Source organism: Streptomyces sp. NPDC048278 (genome assembly GCF_040652195.1).
Lineage (GTDB): Bacteria > Actinomycetota > Actinomycetes > Streptomycetales > Streptomycetaceae > Streptomyces.
The window spans coordinates 21,278-38,132 of record NZ_JBEZLP010000003.1; the positions used below are offsets into that span (position 1 = coordinate 21,278).

General features: G+C 71.1%; 16 protein-coding genes. 9 read left to right on the top strand and 7 right to left on the bottom strand.

Annotation, left to right across the window (positions count from 1 at the left end):
* Window positions 1–9: 9 nt before the first annotated feature.
* Entirely contained in the window at window positions 10–702 is a 693-nt protein-coding gene (locus AB0D74_RS06260; RefSeq protein WP_362581069.1) for a FadR/GntR family transcriptional regulator, read from the top strand.
* On the opposite strand, the gene AB0D74_RS06265 is transcribed toward AB0D74_RS06260, so the two are convergent.
* The 3 genes from AB0D74_RS06265 to fabG form a co-directional block, all read right to left on the bottom strand.
* The gene (locus AB0D74_RS06265) at window positions 680–1,030 is read right to left on the bottom strand and encodes a hypothetical protein (RefSeq protein ID WP_362581071.1); all 351 of its coding nucleotides are present in this window, start codon (window positions 1,028–1,030) and stop codon (window positions 680–682) included. The genes AB0D74_RS06260 and AB0D74_RS06265 overlap by 23 nt on opposite strands.
* Before the next feature lie 183 nt (window positions 1,031–1,213).
* Window positions 1,214–1,981, bottom strand: coding sequence for an enoyl-ACP reductase FabI (fabI, locus tag AB0D74_RS06270; RefSeq protein WP_046727988.1), 768 nt, complete (start codon window positions 1,979–1,981; stop codon window positions 1,214–1,216).
* Window positions 1,982–1,986: 5 nt separating this feature from the next.
* Window positions 1,987–2,706 carry a 3-oxoacyl-[acyl-carrier-protein] reductase gene (gene fabG, locus AB0D74_RS06275; RefSeq protein WP_351705716.1) on the bottom strand — a complete coding sequence of 240 codons (720 nt, stop codon included), beginning with the start codon at window positions 2,704–2,706 and terminating at the stop codon, window positions 1,987–1,989.
* Between the two features lie 237 nt (window positions 2,707–2,943).
* On the opposite strand from fabG, the gene AB0D74_RS06280 reads away from it, so the two are divergent.
* Genes AB0D74_RS06280 through tyrS form a run of 3 tightly spaced genes read left to right on the top strand, consistent with a single transcriptional unit; the run spans window position 2,944 to window position 7,182 of the window.
* On the top strand, window positions 2,944–4,467 hold the full coding sequence (locus tag AB0D74_RS06280) for a TldD/PmbA family protein (RefSeq protein ID WP_362581073.1): 1,524 nt from the start codon (window positions 2,944–2,946) through the stop codon (window positions 4,465–4,467).
* Complete coding sequence (locus AB0D74_RS06285) at window positions 4,464–5,858, top strand: metallopeptidase TldD-related protein (RefSeq protein WP_362581075.1); 1,395 nt, start codon at window positions 4,464–4,466, stop codon at window positions 5,856–5,858. The genes AB0D74_RS06280 and AB0D74_RS06285 overlap by 4 nt, the downstream gene beginning before the upstream one ends.
* Window positions 5,859–5,913: 55 nt before the next feature.
* On the top strand, window positions 5,914–7,182 hold the full coding sequence (gene tyrS / locus AB0D74_RS06290) for a tyrosine--tRNA ligase (RefSeq protein ID WP_362581077.1): 1,269 nt from the start codon (window positions 5,914–5,916) through the stop codon (window positions 7,180–7,182).
* 134 nt (window positions 7,183–7,316) lie between these two features.
* On the opposite strand, the gene AB0D74_RS06295 is transcribed toward tyrS, so the two are convergent.
* Window positions 7,317–7,595 (bottom strand): GlsB/YeaQ/YmgE family stress response membrane protein, encoded by a 279-nt coding sequence (locus AB0D74_RS06295; RefSeq protein WP_362581079.1) that lies wholly within the window; start codon window positions 7,593–7,595, stop codon window positions 7,317–7,319.
* A gap of 245 nt (window positions 7,596–7,840) precedes the next feature.
* Here AB0D74_RS06295 and AB0D74_RS06300 point away from each other — a divergent pair, with 245 nt between their 5' ends.
* Together AB0D74_RS06300 and AB0D74_RS06305 are read left to right on the top strand one after the other, a co-directional pair.
* A complete protein-coding gene (locus AB0D74_RS06300; protein ID WP_362581081.1) occupies window positions 7,841–8,242 on the top strand; it encodes a DUF3099 domain-containing protein in 402 nt (133 codons plus the stop codon).
* A 248-nt stretch (window positions 8,243–8,490) separates the two neighbouring features.
* Window positions 8,491–8,748, top strand: coding sequence for a hypothetical protein (locus AB0D74_RS06305; protein ID WP_362581083.1), 258 nt, complete (start codon window positions 8,491–8,493; stop codon window positions 8,746–8,748).
* 6 nt (window positions 8,749–8,754) lie between these two features.
* On the opposite strand, the gene moaA is transcribed toward AB0D74_RS06305, so the two are convergent.
* The 3 genes from moaA to AB0D74_RS06320 all read right to left on the bottom strand — a co-directional run bounded on the left by moaA (window position 8,755) and on the right by AB0D74_RS06320 (window position 11,871).
* Entirely contained in the window at window positions 8,755–9,744 is a 990-nt protein-coding gene (gene moaA, locus AB0D74_RS06310; RefSeq protein ID WP_362581085.1) for a GTP 3',8-cyclase MoaA, read from the bottom strand.
* Window positions 9,745–9,898: 154 nt separating this feature from the next.
* A complete protein-coding gene (locus AB0D74_RS06315) occupies window positions 9,899–11,518 on the bottom strand; it encodes a cation acetate symporter (RefSeq protein ID WP_362581087.1) in 1,620 nt (539 codons plus the stop codon).
* The gene (locus AB0D74_RS06320) at window positions 11,515–11,871 is read right to left on the bottom strand and encodes a DUF485 domain-containing protein (protein WP_362581089.1); all 357 of its coding nucleotides are present in this window, start codon (window positions 11,869–11,871) and stop codon (window positions 11,515–11,517) included. Before AB0D74_RS06320 ends, AB0D74_RS06315 begins: the two co-directional genes overlap by 4 nt.
* A gap of 335 nt (window positions 11,872–12,206) precedes the next feature.
* On the opposite strand from AB0D74_RS06320, the gene AB0D74_RS06325 reads away from it, so the two are divergent.
* From AB0D74_RS06325 to AB0D74_RS06335, 3 genes are all read left to right on the top strand, one after another.
* Entirely contained in the window at window positions 12,207–13,733 is a 1,527-nt protein-coding gene (locus AB0D74_RS06325; RefSeq protein ID WP_362581091.1) for a S8 family serine peptidase, read from the top strand.
* 62 nt (window positions 13,734–13,795) lie between these two features.
* Complete coding sequence (locus AB0D74_RS06330) at window positions 13,796–15,337, top strand: S8 family serine peptidase (protein WP_362581093.1); 1,542 nt, start codon at window positions 13,796–13,798, stop codon at window positions 15,335–15,337.
* Window positions 15,338–15,429: 92 nt separating this feature from the next.
* The gene (locus AB0D74_RS06335; RefSeq protein ID WP_362581095.1) at window positions 15,430–16,806 is read left to right on the top strand and encodes a CoA transferase; all 1,377 of its coding nucleotides are present in this window, start codon (window positions 15,430–15,432) and stop codon (window positions 16,804–16,806) included.
* Window positions 16,807–16,855: the final 49 nt, after the last annotated feature.

Consider the following 16,855-nt stretch of genomic DNA (forward strand, 5'->3'; position numbering starts at 1 on the left):
AGGTGTGTCATGCCTCTGAGCCATCCGCGCCGCTCGGCACTGTCCGAGCAGGTCATCTCCGCGTTGCGGAACCAGATCACCTCGGGCGAGTGGCCGGTCGGCTCGCGCATCCCCACCGAACCGGAGCTGGTCGAGCAGCTCGGGGTGGCCCGCAACACCGTCCGGGAGGCCGTCCGGGCGCTGGCCCACAACGGCCTGCTGGACATCCGCCAGGGCTCGGGGACGTACGTCGCGGCCACCAGCGAGCTGGCCGGCGTGATGCACCGCCGGTTCGCCGACGCCGACCCAAGGCACATCGCCGAGCTGCGCTCCACCCTGGAGTCGTCGGCCGCCCGGCTGGCCGCGGCGCGGCGCACGGAGAAGGATCTCGGACAGCTGGACGCCCTCCTGGCGCGCCGCGAGCAGGCCTGGCGGTCGGGCGACGCGGAGGCCTTCGTGGCGGCGGACGCGACCCTGCACCTGGCCGTGGTGGCCGCCTCGCACAACGACGTCCTGACGGCGATGTACGCCGACCTGGGCGAGGTGCTGCGGGACTGGCTGCGCGCGGACGTCGGCGCCGAGCTGACGCCGCAGTCGTACATGGACCACGCCCGGCTGGTCGAGGCGATCCGCGCGGGCGACGCGGACGCGGCCTCGAAGGAGGCGGCGAGCTACCCGTTCCTGTGCCGTCCGGACCGGTTCAGTCCACCTTCTGGTGACTGATCCACACCGATCCGACCTCCTTCCAGCAGCGGCCGGAGAGCCGTACGGTCATCGCCGGGCCGGTGTCGACCGGGGAGCCGTCGGTGTCGATGTCCCACCACTGGGCGCACTCGATGTGCAGCCGGACCCGGTCCGTGTCGACGTAGGGGTTGTGGCAGTAGGCGACCACGTGGGAGCCGCGGACGGTGGTCCGGCAGGACGCGCCGAACAGCTGCGGGGCCGGCCCCTGTCCGCCCGGCACGCGAGCGTGGGACTCCGCGTCGCAGGGCAGCGACACCACGAGGACGAGGGCCAGGGTCACCGGGGCCAGGCTGCGGGAAAGGCGCACAAGGGGGACCTCCTCGGCCGGGCTGGGGAGGGACGTCGCGCGGAGAACGCGCAACCAGGGGGCGCCGCCGCCTCTCCAGCGTGCGCCGCCCGGCCGGTGATCACCCGGCCGGTGGGACCGAACGGGTGAGGCCCGCACCCCTCGCGGGACGCGGGCCTCGATGAATCGGTGAGTCCGTGCGGGTCAGGCGCCGATGGCGTGCAGGCCGCCGTCCACGTGGATGATCTCGCCGGTGGTCTTCGGGAACCAGTCGCTCAGCAGCGCGACGATGCCCTTGCCGGCCGGCTCCGGGTCCTTGAGGTCCCACTCCAGCGGGGAGCGGTGGTCCCAGACGGCGGCCAGGTCGCTGAAGCCCGGGATGGACTTGGCGGCCATGGAGCCGATCGGGCCGGCCGAGATGAGGTTGCAGCGGATGTTCTGCTTGCCCAGGTCACGGGCGATGTAGCGGCTGGTGGCCTCCAGGGCGGCCTTGGCCGGGCCCATCCAGTCGTACTGCGGCCAGGCGTACTGGGCGTCGAAGGTGAGGCCGACGACCGAGCCGCCGTTCTGCATCAGCGGCAGGCAGGCCATGGTCAGCGACTTCAGGGAGTACGCCGAGACGTGCATGGCGGTGGCGACGGACTCGAACGGCGTGTTGAGGAAGTTGCCGCCGAGGGCGTCCTGGGGGGCGAAGCCGATGGAGTGGACGACGCCGTCGAGGCCGCCGAGCTCCTCGCCGACGAGGTCGGCGAGGCGCCCGAGGTGCTCGTCGTTGGTGACGTCGAGCTCGATGACCTTGGTGGGCTTCGGCAGCTTCTTGGCGATGCGCTCGGTCAGCGTGGGCCGCGGGAACGCGGTGAGGATGATCTCGGCACCCTGCTCCTGGGCCAGCTTGGCCGCGTGGAAGGCGATGGAGGACTCCATCAGCACACCCGTGATCAGGATGCGCTTGCCCTCGAGGATTCCACTCATGGTGATCAGTGACCCATTCCCAGTCCGCCGTCAACGGGGATGACGGCTCCAGTGATGTACGAGGCGTCGTCCGAGGCGAGGAACCGCACCGTCGCGGCGACCTCCTCGGGCTCCGCGTACCGGCCGAGCGGCACCTGCGACACGATGGTGGCGCGCTGCTCGTCGGTGAGCACCTTGGTCATGTCGGTGTCGACGAAGCCGGGCGCGACGACGTTGAAGGTGATGTTGCGCGAGCCCAGCTCACGGGCGAGGGAGCGCGCGAAGCCGACCAGGGCGGCCTTGGAGGCGGCGTAGTTGGCCTGGCCGGGGCCGCCGTAGAGGCCGACGACCGAGGAGATGAGGACGACGCGGCCCTTCTTGGCGCGCAGCATGCCGCGGTTGGCGCGCTTGACGACCCGGAAGGTGCCGGTGAGGTTGGTGTCGACGACCGAGGTGAAGTCCTCCTCGGACATCCGCATCAGGAGCGTGTCCTTGGTAATGCCGGCGTTCGCGATCAGGACCTCGACCGGGCCGTGCGCGTCCTCGATCTCCTTGTAGGCCTGCTCCACCTGCTCGGAGTCGGTGATGTCGCACTTGACGGCCAGGACGCCCAGTTCCTTGAGCAGGGCCGGCGGCTCACCGGAGCGGTACGTGACGGCGACCTTGTCGCCGTTGTCGGCGAAAGCGCGGGCGATGGCGAGGCCGATGCCCCGGTTGCCTCCAGTGACGAGAACCGAGCGGCTCAACGGATCACCCTTTCGATCGGTCTGAACAACCCGCCCGAACAGCTGACACGACAGGCGGCTTCCTCGAAAACCTATCGGTCCCGCCATCGCCGCGGGCAAGCGGGCACCGACAGTGGCTCGGGAGTGTCACTGTCGGATCCCTACAGAAAGCCGCGACGCCGGGCCGAAACCTGTGGTCCGCGCACCCGCGGGCGCGACATGATCGGACGGACAGGCCACGACAGCAGGGAGACCTCCGTGCCTCATTCCATCGACGAAGCCTTCACGGCGCTTCCGCTACGGGCCCTGGCCGACGCCGCGCTGGCACGCGCGCGTGCGCTGGGGGCCGAGCACGCGGACTTCCGGTTCGAGCGGGTGCGCAGCGCGTCCTGGCGGCTGCGGGACGCCAAGCCCGCCGGATCCTCGGACACCACCGACCTCGGGTACGCGGTCCGGGTCGTGCACGGCGGTACGTGGGGCTTCGCGTCCGGGGTGGACCTGACCCTGGACGCGGCGGCCAAGGTCGCCTCCCAGGCGGTGGCGATGGCCAAGCTTTCTGCGCAGGTCATCAAGGCCGCCGGGTCCGACGAGCGGGTGGAGCTGGCCGGCGAGCCGGTGCACGCGGAGAAGACGTGGGTCTCGGCGTACGAGATCGACCCGTTCTCCGTGCCGGACGAGGAGAAGGCGGCGCTGCTCGCGGAGTGGAGCACGCGGCTGCTGGCGGCGAACGGCGTCAACCACGTCGACGCCTCGCTGCTCACCGTCCACGAGAACAAGTTCTACGCGGACACGGCCGGGACCGTGACGACCCAGCAGCGGGTGCGGCTGCATCCGCAGCTGACGGCCGTGTCGGTCGACGAGTCCAGCGGTGAGTTCGACTCGATGCGGACCATCGCGCCGCCGGTCGGCCGCGGCTGGGAGTACCTCACCGGCACCGGCTGGGACTGGGACGCCGAGCTGGAGCAGATCCCGGAGCTGCTGGCCGAGAAGATGCGCGCGCCGAGCGTCGAGGCGGGCCTGTACGACCTGGTGGTCGATCCCTCCAACCTGTGGCTGACCATCCACGAGTCCATCGGTCACGCCACCGAGCTGGACCGCGCGCTCGGCTACGAGGCCGCCTACGCCGGCACCTCCTTCGCCACCTTCGACCAGCTCGGCAAGCTGAAGTACGGCTCCGAGCTGATGAACGTCACCGGCGACCGCACCGCCGAGCACGGCCTGGCGACCATCGGGTACGACGACGAGGGCGTCGAGGGCCAGTCCTGGGACCTGGTCAAGGACGGCACGCTCGTCGGCTACCAGCTGGACCGGCGCATCGCGAAGCTGACCGGCTTCGACCGCTCCAACGGGTGCGCGTACGCCGACTCCCCCGGGCACGTCCCCGTGCAGCGCATGGCCAACGTGTCCCTGCGGCCGGACCCGGCCGGGCTGGCGACGGAGGACCTGATCGGCGGGGTCGACCGCGGGATCTACGTGGTCGGCGACCGTTCCTGGTCGATCGACATGCAGCGCTACAACTTCCAGTTCACCGGACAGCGGTTCTTCAGGATCGAGAACGGCCGGATCACCGGGCAGCTGCGCGACGTCGCCTACCAGGCGACGACCACCGACTTCTGGGGCTCCATGGCGGCCGTCGGCGGCCCCCAGACGTACGTCCTCGGTGGCGCCTTCAACTGCGGCAAGGCCCAGCCGGGACAGGTCGCCGCGGTGTCGCACGGCTGCCCCTCGGCCCTCTTCAAGGGCGTCAACATCCTCAACACCACGCAGGAGGCCGGTCGATGAGCGCCCGTACCAACAAGCCGCACGAGATCGTCGAGCGCGCTCTGGAACTGTCCCGGGCCGACGGCTGCGTGGTCATCGCCGACGAGTACTCCACCGCCAACCTGCGCTGGGCCGGCAACGCGCTCACCACCAACGGCGTCACGCGCGGCCGTTCGCTCACCGTCGTCGCCACCGTGGACGGCAAGGAGGGCACCGCCTCGGGTGTCGTCTCCCGGTCGGCCGTGACCGCCGACGACCTGGAGCCGCTGGTGCGGGCCGCCGAGGCCGCCGCGCGCGGCGCCGGTCCCGCCGAGGACGCGCAGCCGCTGGTCACCGGCGTACCGGAGGCGCCGGACTTCACGGACGTGCCCGCCGAGACCTCCTCCGCCGTGTTCGCCGACTTCGCCCCGGCGCTCGGCGAGGCCTTCGCACGCGCGCGTGCCGGTGGCCGCGAGCTGTACGGCTTCGCCAACCACGAGCTGGTGTCGACGTACGTGGGCACCTCGACCGGACTGCGCCTCAGGCACGACCAGCCCACCGGCACGCTGGAGCTGAACGCCAAGTCGCCGGACCGCACCCGCTCCGCCTGGGCCGGGCGCTCCACGCGGGACTTCAAGGACGTCGACCCCGGCGCGCTGGACGCCGAGCTCGCGGTGCGGCTCGGCTGGGCCGAGCGGCGGGTGGACCTCCCGGCCGGCCGGTACGAGACGCTGCTGCCGCCGACCGCCGTGGCCGACCTGCTGATCTACCAGCTGTGGTCGGCGTCCGGGCGGGACGCGGCCGAGGGCCGGACGGTGTTCTCCAAGCCGGGCGGCGGCACCCGGGTCGGCGAGAAGCTGACCGACCTGCCGCTGACCCTGCGCAGCGACCCGAACGAGCCGGGCCTGGAGTCCGCGCCCTTCGTCGTCGCGCACTCCTCCGGCGGCGACCAGTCGGTCTTCGACAACGGGCTGCCGGTCGGCGCCACCGAGTGGGTGTCCGGGGGCGAGCTGAAGCACCTCACGACCACCCGGCACACGGCCGGTCTGACCGGCCTCCCGGTCGCCCCGGCGGGCGGCAACCTGATCCTCGACGGCGGCGAGGACCGCTCGCTCGACGACATGGTGGCCGCCACCGAGCGCGGGCTGCTGCTGACCTGCCTCTGGTACATCCGCGAGGTCGACCCGGCGACCCTGCTGCTCACGGGCCTGACCCGGGACGGCGTCTACCTGGTGGAGAACGGCCAGGTCACCGGGCAGGTGAACAACTTCAGGTTCAACGAGTCGCCGGTGGACCTGCTGGGGCGGGCGACCGAGGCCGGGCGCACGGAAAAGACGCTGCCGAGGGAGTGGAGCGACTGGTTCACTAGGGCTGCGATGCCCGCGCTGCGGGTGCCCGACTTCAATATGAGCTCTGTCAGCCAGGGCGTATAACCTCGTAGCCGTGGCCGCACGGCCGCCGCGAGATCATCAAGGAGACACGAGAACCGTGACGGACATCGTCGACGAGCTGAAGTGGCGGGGGCTCATCGCCCTCTCCACGGACGAGGACGCATTGCGCAAGGCGTTCGCAGACGGTCCCGTCACGTTCTATTGCGGCTTCGACCCGACCGCGCCCAGCCTGCACCTCGGCAACCTCGTGCAGATCCTGACGATGCGCCGGATCCAGCAGGCGGGGAACCGCCCGCTGGGCCTGGTCGGGGGCGCCACCGGCCTGATCGGTGACCCGAAGCCGAACTCCGAGCGCACGCTCAACGCCCCCGAGGTCGTCGCCCAGTGGGTCGAGCGGCTGCGCGCCCAGATCGCTCCGCTGCTGGACTTCGAGGGTCCGAACGCGGCGGTCATGGTCAACAACCTGGACTGGACGCAGGGCCTGTCGGCCATCGAGTTCCTGCGGGACATCGGCAAGCACTTCCGTGTGAACAAGATGATCGCGAAGGAGGCCGTGGCCCGGCGCCTGGAGTCCCAGGAGGGCATCAGCTACACGGAGTTCAGCTACCAGATCCTCCAGGGCATGGACTTCCTCCAGCTGTACCGGCGCCACGGCTGCACGCTGCAGACCGGCGGCAGCGACCAGTGGGGCAACCTCACCTCGGGCACCGACCTGATCCACAAGGTCGAGCCCGACGCGGTGGTGCACGCGCTGGGCACGCCGCTGATCACCAAGGCCGACGGCACCAAGTTCGGCAAGACGGAGTCCGGCACGGTCTGGCTCGACCCGGAGATGACCACGCCGTACGCCTTCTACCAGTTCTGGCTGAACGCGGACGACCGGGACGTCTCCAAGTTCCTGCGGATCTTCAGCTTCAGGTCGCACGACGAGATCGAGGACCTGGAGCGGCAGACCGCGGAGCGTCCGCAGGCGCGGGCCGCGCAGCGGGCGCTGGCCGAGGAGCTGACGACGCTGGTCCACGGGGCCGACCAGACGGCCGCCGTGGTGGCCGCGTCCCGTGCCCTCTTCGGGCAGGGCGAGCTGGCGGAGCTGGACGACCGGACGCTGGCCGCGGCGCTGTCCGAGGTGCCGCACGTCCGGGTCGCCGAGCTGGGTCCGGTGGTCGACCTGTTCGCCGAGGTCGGGCTGGTGGCCAGCAAGTCCGCGGCGCGGCGGACCGTGAAGGAGGGCGGGGCCTACGTGAACAACGTGAAGGTGACCGCCGAGGACGCCGTGCCGGATCCTGCGGAGCTGCTGCACGGGCGGTGGCTGGTGCTGCGGCGGGGGAAGAAGAATCTGGCGGCCGTGGAGGTCGTCGGGTCGTGAGCGCCGTGGGGGGTGCGGGGCGCGTTGCCGGCCGCGGGTTCGATGTGGCTGGTCGCGCGGTTCCCCGCGCCCCTGACAGGGCGCTTCCGTTCAGGGCGCTGTGAAGTGCGGGGCGCCGTGAAGTACGGGACGCGTCAGATGCGTTGTTTGCGTTTTCCCAGGGTCGCCGTGTAGGCCATGTCGCCCAGGAAGACGATGATGATGGCTGCCACCAGCTGGAAGATGTGGCGGGTCCAGTCGATGCCCTTCGTCTCCGCCACGCCGACCGCGCGGGCGATCGCGTTGCCCGCGATGGCGCCCAGGATGCCGAAGATGGTCGTCAGCCACAGGGGGCTGTGCTGCTTGCCCGGGATGACCGCCTTCGCGATCAGGCCCAGCACGAAGCCCACGATGATCGCCCACAACCAGCCCATGACTGCCTCCTCGTACGGCTCGACGTGAGCATTACGCCAAGTGTCGGCCCGTGCGCCGTACGGCGCATGTCGGTACGCCCGTACGCGCTACGGCGCAGTGCGTTCACGCAGGCGGGAGGGCGACCCGGTCTCGAAGGCGGCGCAGGCGCGGCGTACCGTGGAAAGTGTCCTGGCCCGGTTCCCCGAGCGGGTGCGGACCGGGTACGGGCCGGGGAGTGTCCGATGCGGGCGGATGGTGGAATGTGATGCGGAAGCAGCGCGGCGACGGCAACGTCCAGGTGTTCCGGATCACCGGGGCCCGCACCGGCCTGGCGGAGGACGTACGCGGCCGGCAGCGGCGGTACGTCATCTCGATGGGCGTCCGCACCATGTCGGTGATCCTCGCGGTGACGTTGTGGAACGTCGAACGGTACGTCGCCGTCGTGGCCCTGGTGCTCGGGGCGCTGCTCCCCTACGTCGCCGTCGTCATCGCCAACGCCGGGCGGGAGCGCCCGCAGTCGCTTCCGTCGGCCTTCGGGGTCGCGCCGACCAGGCTGATGATCGCACCGCCGCGGGCCGAGGAGGCACAGGCGGAATCCGTCCCGGAGGACGTGGCGGCGGACCCGGCGGCGGGGGCCGTGCACGGCGAGCGGCCGGAGTCGGTCTGAGCCCGGCGACACCGCGTGGACGGGTGGCGACTCGGCCCCGGGCGGCTCCGCCCGAAGCTCAAGAAATGCTCAGATCTATCGTGCTGTTCCAGTGCCGGGCCAAGGGTGACCCGTGACATACTGCGTACGCGCTCCGCATCCCCCGTCGGAGCGACGGACCGACGCCGGGCAGCTCCCCCCGTGGCTGCTCGGCGTCGCCTTGTTTACGGGGTCTTTTTTTGCGAGACGACGCGGTGCGAGACGAAGCAGTGAGTGACGTTGTTTGTTCGGCGAAGGGCTGTCGCGCCGCGGCGGTGTGGGTGCTTGCGTGGAACAACCCGAAGATCCACACGCCGGAGCGGCGCAAGACCTGGCTCGCCTGTGAGGAGCACCGGGAGCATCTCTCGCAGTTCCTCGGGGTGCGGGGGTTCCTGAAGGACGTCGTGCTGTTGCGGGACTGGGAGTCGCCCGAGTCGTCCGGACCCGAGTCGCCCGGACGGGACGGACAGGACGGGCAGGACAGGTAGGACGGGCTAGCCGCCGATCGCGGACATCGGCCGGTCCGGCTGCACGAACTGCGGGTCGTCCAGCCCCGCCCCCGCCTTCTTGCCCCACATCGCCAGCCGCCACCTGCGGGCGATCTCCTCGTCCGGGGCACCGGAGCGGAGCGCGCCGCGCAGGTCCGTCTCCTCCCGGGCGAAGAGGCAGGTCCGTATCTGGCCGTCGGCGGTGAGGCGGGTGCGGTCGCAGGCCGCGCAGAACGGGCGGGTGACCGAGGCGATGACGCCGACGCGGTGCGGGCCGCCGTCGACCAGCCAGCGCTCCGCCGGGGCCGAGCCGCGGTCGTCCGCGCCCTCGGGGGCGAGGTCGAAGCGCGTGCGGAGGGAGGCGAGGATGTCCCCGGCCGTCACCATGCTGTCGCGCTTCCAGCCGTGCTGGGCGTCGAGGGGCATCTGCTCGATGAAGCGCAGTTCGTAGTCGTGGGCCACCGCCCAGGCGAGGAGGTCGGGGGCCTCGTCCTCGTTCAGCCCGGGCATCAGGACCGTGTTGACCTTGACCGGGGTGAGGCCGGCGTCGTGGGCGGCCCGGAGGCCGTCGAGGACGTCGTGGTGGCGGTCTCGGCGGGTCAGCGTCTTGAAGACGTCCGGGCGGAGGGTGTCCAGGGAGACGTTGACCCGGTCCAGGCCGGCCGCCTTGAGGGCCGTCGCGGTACGGCGCAGGCCGATGCCGTTGGTCGTCAGGGACATCCGGGGGCGGGGGGCGAGCGCCGCCACCCGCTCGACGATTCCGGTCAGGCCGGGGCGCAGCAGCGGCTCGCCGCCGGTGAAGCGGACCTCCTCGACACCCAGCAGGCGGACGGCGATGTCGATCAGCCGGACGATCTCGTCGTCCGTGAGCAGGTCGGGCTTGGCCAGCCACTGCAGGCCCTCTTCGGGCATGCAGTAGGTACAGCGCAGGTTGCACCGGTCGGTCAGCGAGACTCTCAGGTCGGTGGCCACCCGGCCATAGGTGTCGATGAGCACGCGGGCCCCCTCCCTCGTTGCGGATCGGATCTCTGCCGTCTCTTGCGAGCCTACGTGACGGCACTGACATCGGGAGAGGCCTGATGCCACGAGGTACGACGCGGCCGCGTCGTAGGATCCTATGATCCCGTCGACGCGGCCAGTCGTACGAAGCTCAGTGCGCTCCGGTGCCGGTCAGGGACCGCACCTCCAGCTCCGCGTACTTGGCGGTGTCCGGGGCCTCCTTGGAGAGCAGGGTGCCCACGACGCCGAGGAGGAATCCGACCGGGATCGAGATGATGCCCGGGTTCTCCAGCGGGAACCAGTGGAAGTCGACGCCGGGGAACATCGACGTCTCCTTGCCGGACACCACCGGGGAGAACAGCACCAGGCCGACGGCGGTGACCAGGCCGCCGTAGATCGACCAGAGAGCTCCGGCGGTGGTGAACCGCTTCCAGAAGAGGCTGTAGAGGATGGTCGGCAGGTTGGCCGAGGCGGCGACCGCGAAGGCCAGGGCGACCAGCCCGGCGACGTTCAGGTCGCGGGCGAGGGCACCGAGCAGGATGGAGACGGCGCCGATGCCGACCGTGGCGTACCGGGCCGCGTTGATCTCCTGCTTCTCGGTGGCCTGGCCCTTCTTGATGACGTTGGCGTAGATGTCGTGCGCGAAGGACGACGAGGACGCCAGGGTGAGGCCCGCGACCACCGCGAGGATGGTCGCGAAGGCCACCGCCGAGATCGTGGCCAGCAGGATCGCGCCCCAGTTGGAGTCGACGCCGCCCAGGTGCAGGGCGAGGAGGGGGGCCGCGGTGTTGCCTGACTTGTTGGACGCGATGATCTCGTCGGGTTTGATCAGCGCGGCGGCGCCGAAGCCGAGGGCGAGGGTCATCAGGTAGAAGGCGCCGATCAGGCCGATGGCCCAGAGGACCGACTGCCGGGCCGCCTTGGCGGTGGGCACGGTGTAGAAGCGGATCAGGATGTGCGGCAGGCCGGCGGTGCCGAGGACCAGGGCGATGCCGAGGGAGAGGAAGTCCAGCTTGCTGGTGCCGGTGGCGCCGTACTTCAGGCCGGGCTCCAGGAAGGCACTGCCCTTGCCGCTGTTGTCGGCGGCCTTGCCGAGCAGGTCGGAGACGTTGAAGTGGAACTTGGCCAGGACCATGAAGGTCAGCAGCAGGGCGCCCGCGATGAGCAGCACGGCCTTGACCATCTGGACCCAGGTGGTGCCCTTCATGCCGCCGATGGTGACGTAGACGATCATCAAAACGCCGACCAGGGCGACGATGGCGATCTTGCCGCCGTCGCTGGTGATGCCGAGGAGGAGGGAGACGAGGACGCCCGCTCCCGCCATCTGGGCCAGCAGGTAGAAGATCGAGACGACGATCGTGGAGGTACCGGCGGCGGTGCGGACCGGGCGCTGGCGCATGCGGTAGGCCAGCACGTCGCCCATGGTGTAGCGGCCGGAGTTGCGCAGCGGCTCGGCGACCAGGAGCAGGGCGACGAGCCAGGCGACCAGGAAGCCGATGGAGTACAGGAAGCCGTCGTAGCCGAACAGGGCGATGGCGCCGGCGATGCCGAGGAAGGACGCGGCGGACATGTAGTCGCCGGAGACGGCGAGACCGTTCTGGAAACCGGTGAACTGACGGCCGCCCGCGTAGAAGTCGGCGGCGTCCTTGGTCTGGCGGCCCGCCCAGACGGTGATGACGAGGGTCGCGGCGACGAACACCGCGAACAGGGTGATGATCAGGGTCCGGTGCTGACTGGCCTCGCCGGCCGCCAGTGTGATCGCGGGACTCATGCGCCGCCCTCCATCCGGGACTTGATGGCCTCGGCCTTGGGGTCGAGCTTGGCCGCGGCGTGCCGGGCGTACCACCAGGCGATGAGGAACGTGGTGAGGAACTGGGCGAGGCCGAGGACCAGCGCCACGTTGACGTTGCCGACGACCTTGGTGCCCATGAAGTCGTCCGCGTAGCTGGAGAGCAGGACGTACAGCAGGTACCAGGCGATGAAGGCGAAGGTCAGCGGGAAGGCGAAGGAGCGGTAGGAGTGCCGCAGTTCGGCGAACTCCGGACTCTGCTGCGTCTCGGCGAACTCCTCGCCGGAGGGGTGCCGGGTCTGTGTGTTCGAGGGCGGTGGTGTCTCGGTGGCCATGGAGTCTCCTCGCGATACGGACATGCGGATTCTGACCTCACAGACAGGTGGATCGCACACCAGGAGTGTTATGGCGACTCCGGAGCGTGATCCCGACGGGGGGCCTCGATCCTGCTGCGGCTCCCTCCTCAAGGTCACGGCGCCACGCGTGGGCAGGTTCAACTCGCCCGAGTTCTTTCGGAAGTCGTCGGCGCAAGTCACCTCCGGTCATTGCTGGCCGGTGAGTGCGGGAGATAGCTTCGGCCCTGCACCACCCGTCATGTACCTGCCCAAGCGGCACTCACGGCTCGGGCGGGCCCGCTTTCGGTTGATGTTCCGGATGATGTGGAGACCCCATGGCTCATCTGCGTTCCAGACCCGGGCTGGCGTTCGCCGTCCCGGTCGTCCTGTCGCTGACCGCCTCGCTCGGCCTGGTGCCGGCGGCGGCCTCCGCGGCCCCTCTGACCACCCGGGCCGCGCAGTCGGCGGACGGGCCGAACCTGGCCTATGTCGTCAACACCAGGACGGACCATCGCACGATCGATTCGGTGCAGCGGGCGGTCACCCGCAACGGCGGCACGATCGTCGCGACGTACGACAGGATCGGCGTGATCGTCGCGCACTCGGCGAACCCGGACTTCGGCACGGCCCTGCGGGCGGTGCGCGGGGTGGAGTCGGCGGGCGCCACCCGGACGGCCGCGCTGAGCGCGGCGGGGACCACGGACGAGGGTGCCGTACAGGTCCTGTCGAAGGCCGAGGCCGCGAAGGTCGAGCAGCGGTCGGCGGCCGGCCAGGAACCCCTTGAGGCGGACCAGTGGGATCTGCGGACGATCGGTGCCGACAAGGCCGCCGCGATCAACCCGGGGAGCCGCTCGGTGACGGTCGGCGTCATCGACACCGGCGTCGACGACACGCACCCGGACATCGCGCCGAACTTCTCCGCCGCGCAGTCCGCCAACTGCGTGAGCGGCAAGGCGGACACGACGTACGGCGCCTGGCGGCCGGTGGACGCCGACCATTACCACGGCACCCATGTCGCCGGTGAGATAGCCGCCGCCCGCAACGGGATCGGCGTGGCCGGTGTGGCGCCGGGCGTGAAGGTCGCGAGCATCACCGTGGCGCAGCCCGACTCGACGCAGCTGTTCTACCCGGAGAGCGTGGTCTGCGCCTTCGTCTTCGCCGCCGACCACGGCATCGACATCACCAACAACAGCTACTACGTGGATCCATGGCTGTACAACTGCATGGACGACCCCGATCAACGTGCCATCGTTGACGCGGTCAACAGGGCGCAGCTGTACGCCCAGCGCAAGGGCACGCTCAACGTGGCCTCGGCGGGGAACTCGAACGACGACCTGGACGCGCACGCCCTCGTCGACGACTCCAGCCCCGACGACTCGACGGCGACCACCCGGACGGTCGACCCGCACGAGTGCTTCGACGTACCGACCCAGCTGCCCGGCGTGGTCACCGTGAGCGCGGTGGGCGTGAACGACACGAAGTCGTACTACTCCAGCTACGGCCGGGGCGTCGTCGACGTGGCGGGCCCCGGCGGCGACAAGTACCAGATCCCGGACACGCCGTCGAAGAACGGCCGCGTCCTGTCCACGCTGCCGAACGACCAGTACGGCTTCCTCCAGGGCACCTCGATGGCGTCCCCGCACGTGGCCGCGGTGGCCGCGCTGCTGAAGTCGACGCATCCGCACGCCACTCCGGCCCGGCTGCTGGCCCTCCTGAAGGCCGAGGCGGACAACCCGGGCTGCCCGGCCGGTCCGTACGACGGGGACGGCGACGGTGTCGTCGACGCCACCTGCGTGGGCGGCAAGCACGTCAACGGCTTCTACGGCTCCGGTGTCGTCGACGCGCTCCGAGCCGTCAAGTAGCCACCGCAGAGCAGGACTTCCCGCACGGCATGCCCGTTCCGCGAACGAACTGGAGACCTCAGATGACCGCGCCCAAGCCGCGCCACCGCCGCGTCCTCGCCCTCCCGCTCGGCATGGCCATGGCCACGGCCCTCGCGTTCCTGCCCAACGTCCCGGCGTCCGCCGCCGACACCGGAACGTCCGCGTCCGCCTCGGCAGCCGACGCCGGTGACGCGACGTCCCTCAGCTACGTCGTCAACGTCCGTCCCGGGCACCACACTTCCGAGCGCGTCCAGAAGGCGATCGAGCGGGCCGGCGGCTCGGTGGTGATCGCGTACGACGAGATCGGCGTGATCGTCGTGCATTCGTCGAACGCCGACTTCGCGAAGACCATCCGCAAGGTGCCCGGCGTGGACTCGGCCGGGAACACCCGCAACGCGCCGTTGCCCGCCCAGTCGACCACGGACGTCGGCACGCCGGAGGTGCTCAGTTCCGAGCAGGTCGCGGCGGCGGACGCGCAGGCGGCCGACGGGCAGGACCCGCTGGAGCCGCTCCAGTGGGACCTGCCGGCGATCAAGGCGGACAAGGCGCACGAGAAGACCCTGGGCAGTTCGAAGGTCACCGTCGCCGTCATCGACACGGGCGTCGACGACACCCACCCGGACATCGCCCCCAACTTCTCCGCCGCGCAGTCCACCAACTGCGTCACGGGCAAGCCGGACACGACCTACGGCGCCTGGCGGCCCACCGCGGCGGAGAGCCCGCACGGCACCCACGTGGCGGGCGAGATCGCGGGCGCCAAGAACGGGATCGGCATCACCGGTGTGGCGCCGGGCGTGAAGGTGGCCGGCATCAAGGTGGCCACCACCGCCGGCTACTTCTACACGGAGGCCGTGGTCTGCGGCTTCGTGTGGGCGGCCGAGCACCACATCGACGTGACCAACAACAGCTACTACACCGACCCGTGGTACTTCAACTGCACCGACGACCCGGACCAGAAGGCGCTCGTCGACGCCATCACCCGGGCCTCGCAGTTCGCGGAGCGCAAGGGCACGGTCAACGTAGCGGCGGCCGGCAACGAGAGCTACGACCTGGCCTCCCACTCGATCACCGACCCGGTCTCGCCGAACGACGGCACGCCCGTCGACCGGGTGATCGACCCGCACACGTGCTTCGACATCCCGACCCAGCTGCCCGGTGTCGTCACGGTCGCGGCGACCGGCGCGAAGGGCCTCAAGTCGTCGTTCTCCAACTACGGCCTCGGGGTCATCGACATCGCCGCGCCCGGCGGCGACTCGACGGCCTACCAGGCGCCGGAGCCCCCCGCCACCAGCGGCCTGATCCTGGGCCCGCTGCCGGGCGGCAAGTGGGGCTACATGGCCGGCACGTCGATGGCGACCCCGCACGTCGTCGGCGTCGCCGCATTGATCAAGTCAACCCATCCGCACGCCTCCGCCGCCCTGGTGAAGGCCCTGCTGTACGCCGAGGCGACCGCCACGCCGTGCACCGACCCGTACGACATCAACGGCGACGGCAAGATCGACGCGGTGTGCGAGGGCTCCAGGAACCGCAACGGCTTCTACGGGTGGGGCACGGCCGACGCGCTGGCGGCGGTGACCAGGTAGCCCTGACTCCGGGCCTAGCCCTGCCCCTGCCCCTGGCCCCGATCCCGACCTGAGTACACATATTGATCCAGTCAATAATGCATAGTTAAATCATGACTGGAATCAACTATGCGTGGTCCGCGCTGGGCGGCGATCCGTCACTGCTCTCGCGTGTCACGACCGTGACACGCGAGAGCACGCTCCCGGCACGCCTTCCGGTGCGGCAGCTCGCCCGCGCCTGCGTCGGCGTCTGCGCGCTCGCCGCCGCCGAGCTGGCGGCACGGCGGACCGGCACCGCCGAGGTGCCCCGGGTCCGGGTGGACGACGGGGCCGTGGCGACGGCGTTCACCAGCGAGCGGCACCTGCTGGTCGACGGGCGGGCGCCGGTGCAGTTCGCCCCGCTCTCCCGGTTCTGGCCGGCGGCCGACGGGTGGGTGCGCACGCACGCCAACTACCCGCATCACAGGGCCCGGTTGCTGGGCGCGCTGGAGCTGCCCGCGGACGCCTCCCCGGAGCAGGTCGCGGCCCGGATCGCCGCCCGGCCCGCCCTGGCGACGGAGGACGCGGTCCAGGCCGCCGGCGGACTCGCCGTGGCGCTGCGCTCACCCGAGGAGTGGGCCGCGCACGAACAGGCGGTCGCGGTGGCGGCGCGCCCCCTGGTCGAGCGGGGCCGCCCGGACGCGGCGCACGCGCGCGTGCTCCCGCCGCTCGACGCCGGCACCGCTCCCCTGCTGCCCGCCGCCAGGCTGCGCGTCCTGGACCTGACCCGGGTCCTCGCCGGCCCGGTCGCCACCCGCACGCTCGGGCTGCTCGGCGCGGACGTCCTGCGCCTGGACGCGCCCTGGCTGCCCGAACTCCCCGACCAGCACGCCGACACGGGCTTCGGGAAGCGCTCGGCGACGCTCGACCTGAGGACGGACCGGGCGGCCTTCGAGGAGTTGCTGGCCTCGGCGGACGTCGTGGTCACCGGCTACCGGCCGGGCGCCCTGGACCGGTTCGGGCTCTCCCCCGAGGCACTGGCCGAGCGGCGGCCCGGGCTGGTCGTGGCCCAGGTGTCGGCGTGGGGCGCGTACGGGCCGTGGGGCGGGCGGCGCGGCTTCGACAGCCTGGTGCAGGTCGCCACCGGCATCGCGGGGACCGAGGGTTCCGCCGGCCGACCGGGCGCGCTGCCCGCCCAGGCGCTGGACCACGGCACCGGCTACCTGCTGGCGGCCGGCGTACTGCGGGCGCTGACCGAGCAGTCGTACGACGGCGGGAGCAGGTTCGTCCGGGTGGCGCTGGCGCGGACCGCGCGCTGGCTCACGGCGGAGCTGGAGCCGGGTTCCGGGACCGGTGAGCCGTACGACGGGCCGGGCGCCTGGCTCGCGGAGACGGACGGCGCGCCCGGGCGGCTCCGGTACGCGCGGCCACCGGTGTCCTTCGCGGGCGGGCCGGCCGACTGGACCCGGCCTCCGGCGCCCTGGGGATCGGATCCGGCCCGCTGGGCATGACCGTGCGCGCCCGGTGGCCGGAAATGTACGAATGGGTGGAATGCCGTTC

What these genes read in the sequence shown, in the direction of transcription:
- AB0D74_RS06260 (WP_362581069.1), top strand. Translation starts at nt 10, where the DNA reads ATGCCTCTGAGCCATCCGCGCCGCTCGGCACTGTCCGAGCAGGTCATC.
- fabI (WP_046727988.1), bottom strand. Translation starts at nt 1,981, where the DNA reads ATGAGTGGAATCCTCGAGGGCAAGCGCATCCTGATCACGGGTGTGCTG.
- AB0D74_RS06285 (WP_362581075.1), top strand. Translation starts at nt 4,464, where the DNA reads ATGAGCGCCCGTACCAACAAGCCGCACGAGATCGTCGAGCGCGCTCTG.
- AB0D74_RS06295 (WP_362581079.1), bottom strand. Translation starts at nt 7,595, where the DNA reads ATGGGCTGGTTGTGGGCGATCATCGTGGGCTTCGTGCTGGGCCTGATC.
- AB0D74_RS06300 (WP_362581081.1), top strand. Translation starts at nt 7,841, where the DNA reads ATGCGGAAGCAGCGCGGCGACGGCAACGTCCAGGTGTTCCGGATCACC.
- AB0D74_RS06315 (WP_362581087.1), bottom strand. Translation starts at nt 11,518, where the DNA reads ATGAGTCCCGCGATCACACTGGCGGCCGGCGAGGCCAGTCAGCACCGG.
- AB0D74_RS06320 (WP_362581089.1), bottom strand. Translation starts at nt 11,871, where the DNA reads ATGGCCACCGAGACACCACCGCCCTCGAACACACAGACCCGGCACCCC.
- AB0D74_RS06325 (WP_362581091.1), top strand. Translation starts at nt 12,207, where the DNA reads ATGGCTCATCTGCGTTCCAGACCCGGGCTGGCGTTCGCCGTCCCGGTC.
- AB0D74_RS06330 (WP_362581093.1), top strand. Translation starts at nt 13,796, where the DNA reads ATGACCGCGCCCAAGCCGCGCCACCGCCGCGTCCTCGCCCTCCCGCTC.
- AB0D74_RS06335 (WP_362581095.1), top strand. Translation starts at nt 15,430, where the DNA reads ATGACTGGAATCAACTATGCGTGGTCCGCGCTGGGCGGCGATCCGTCA.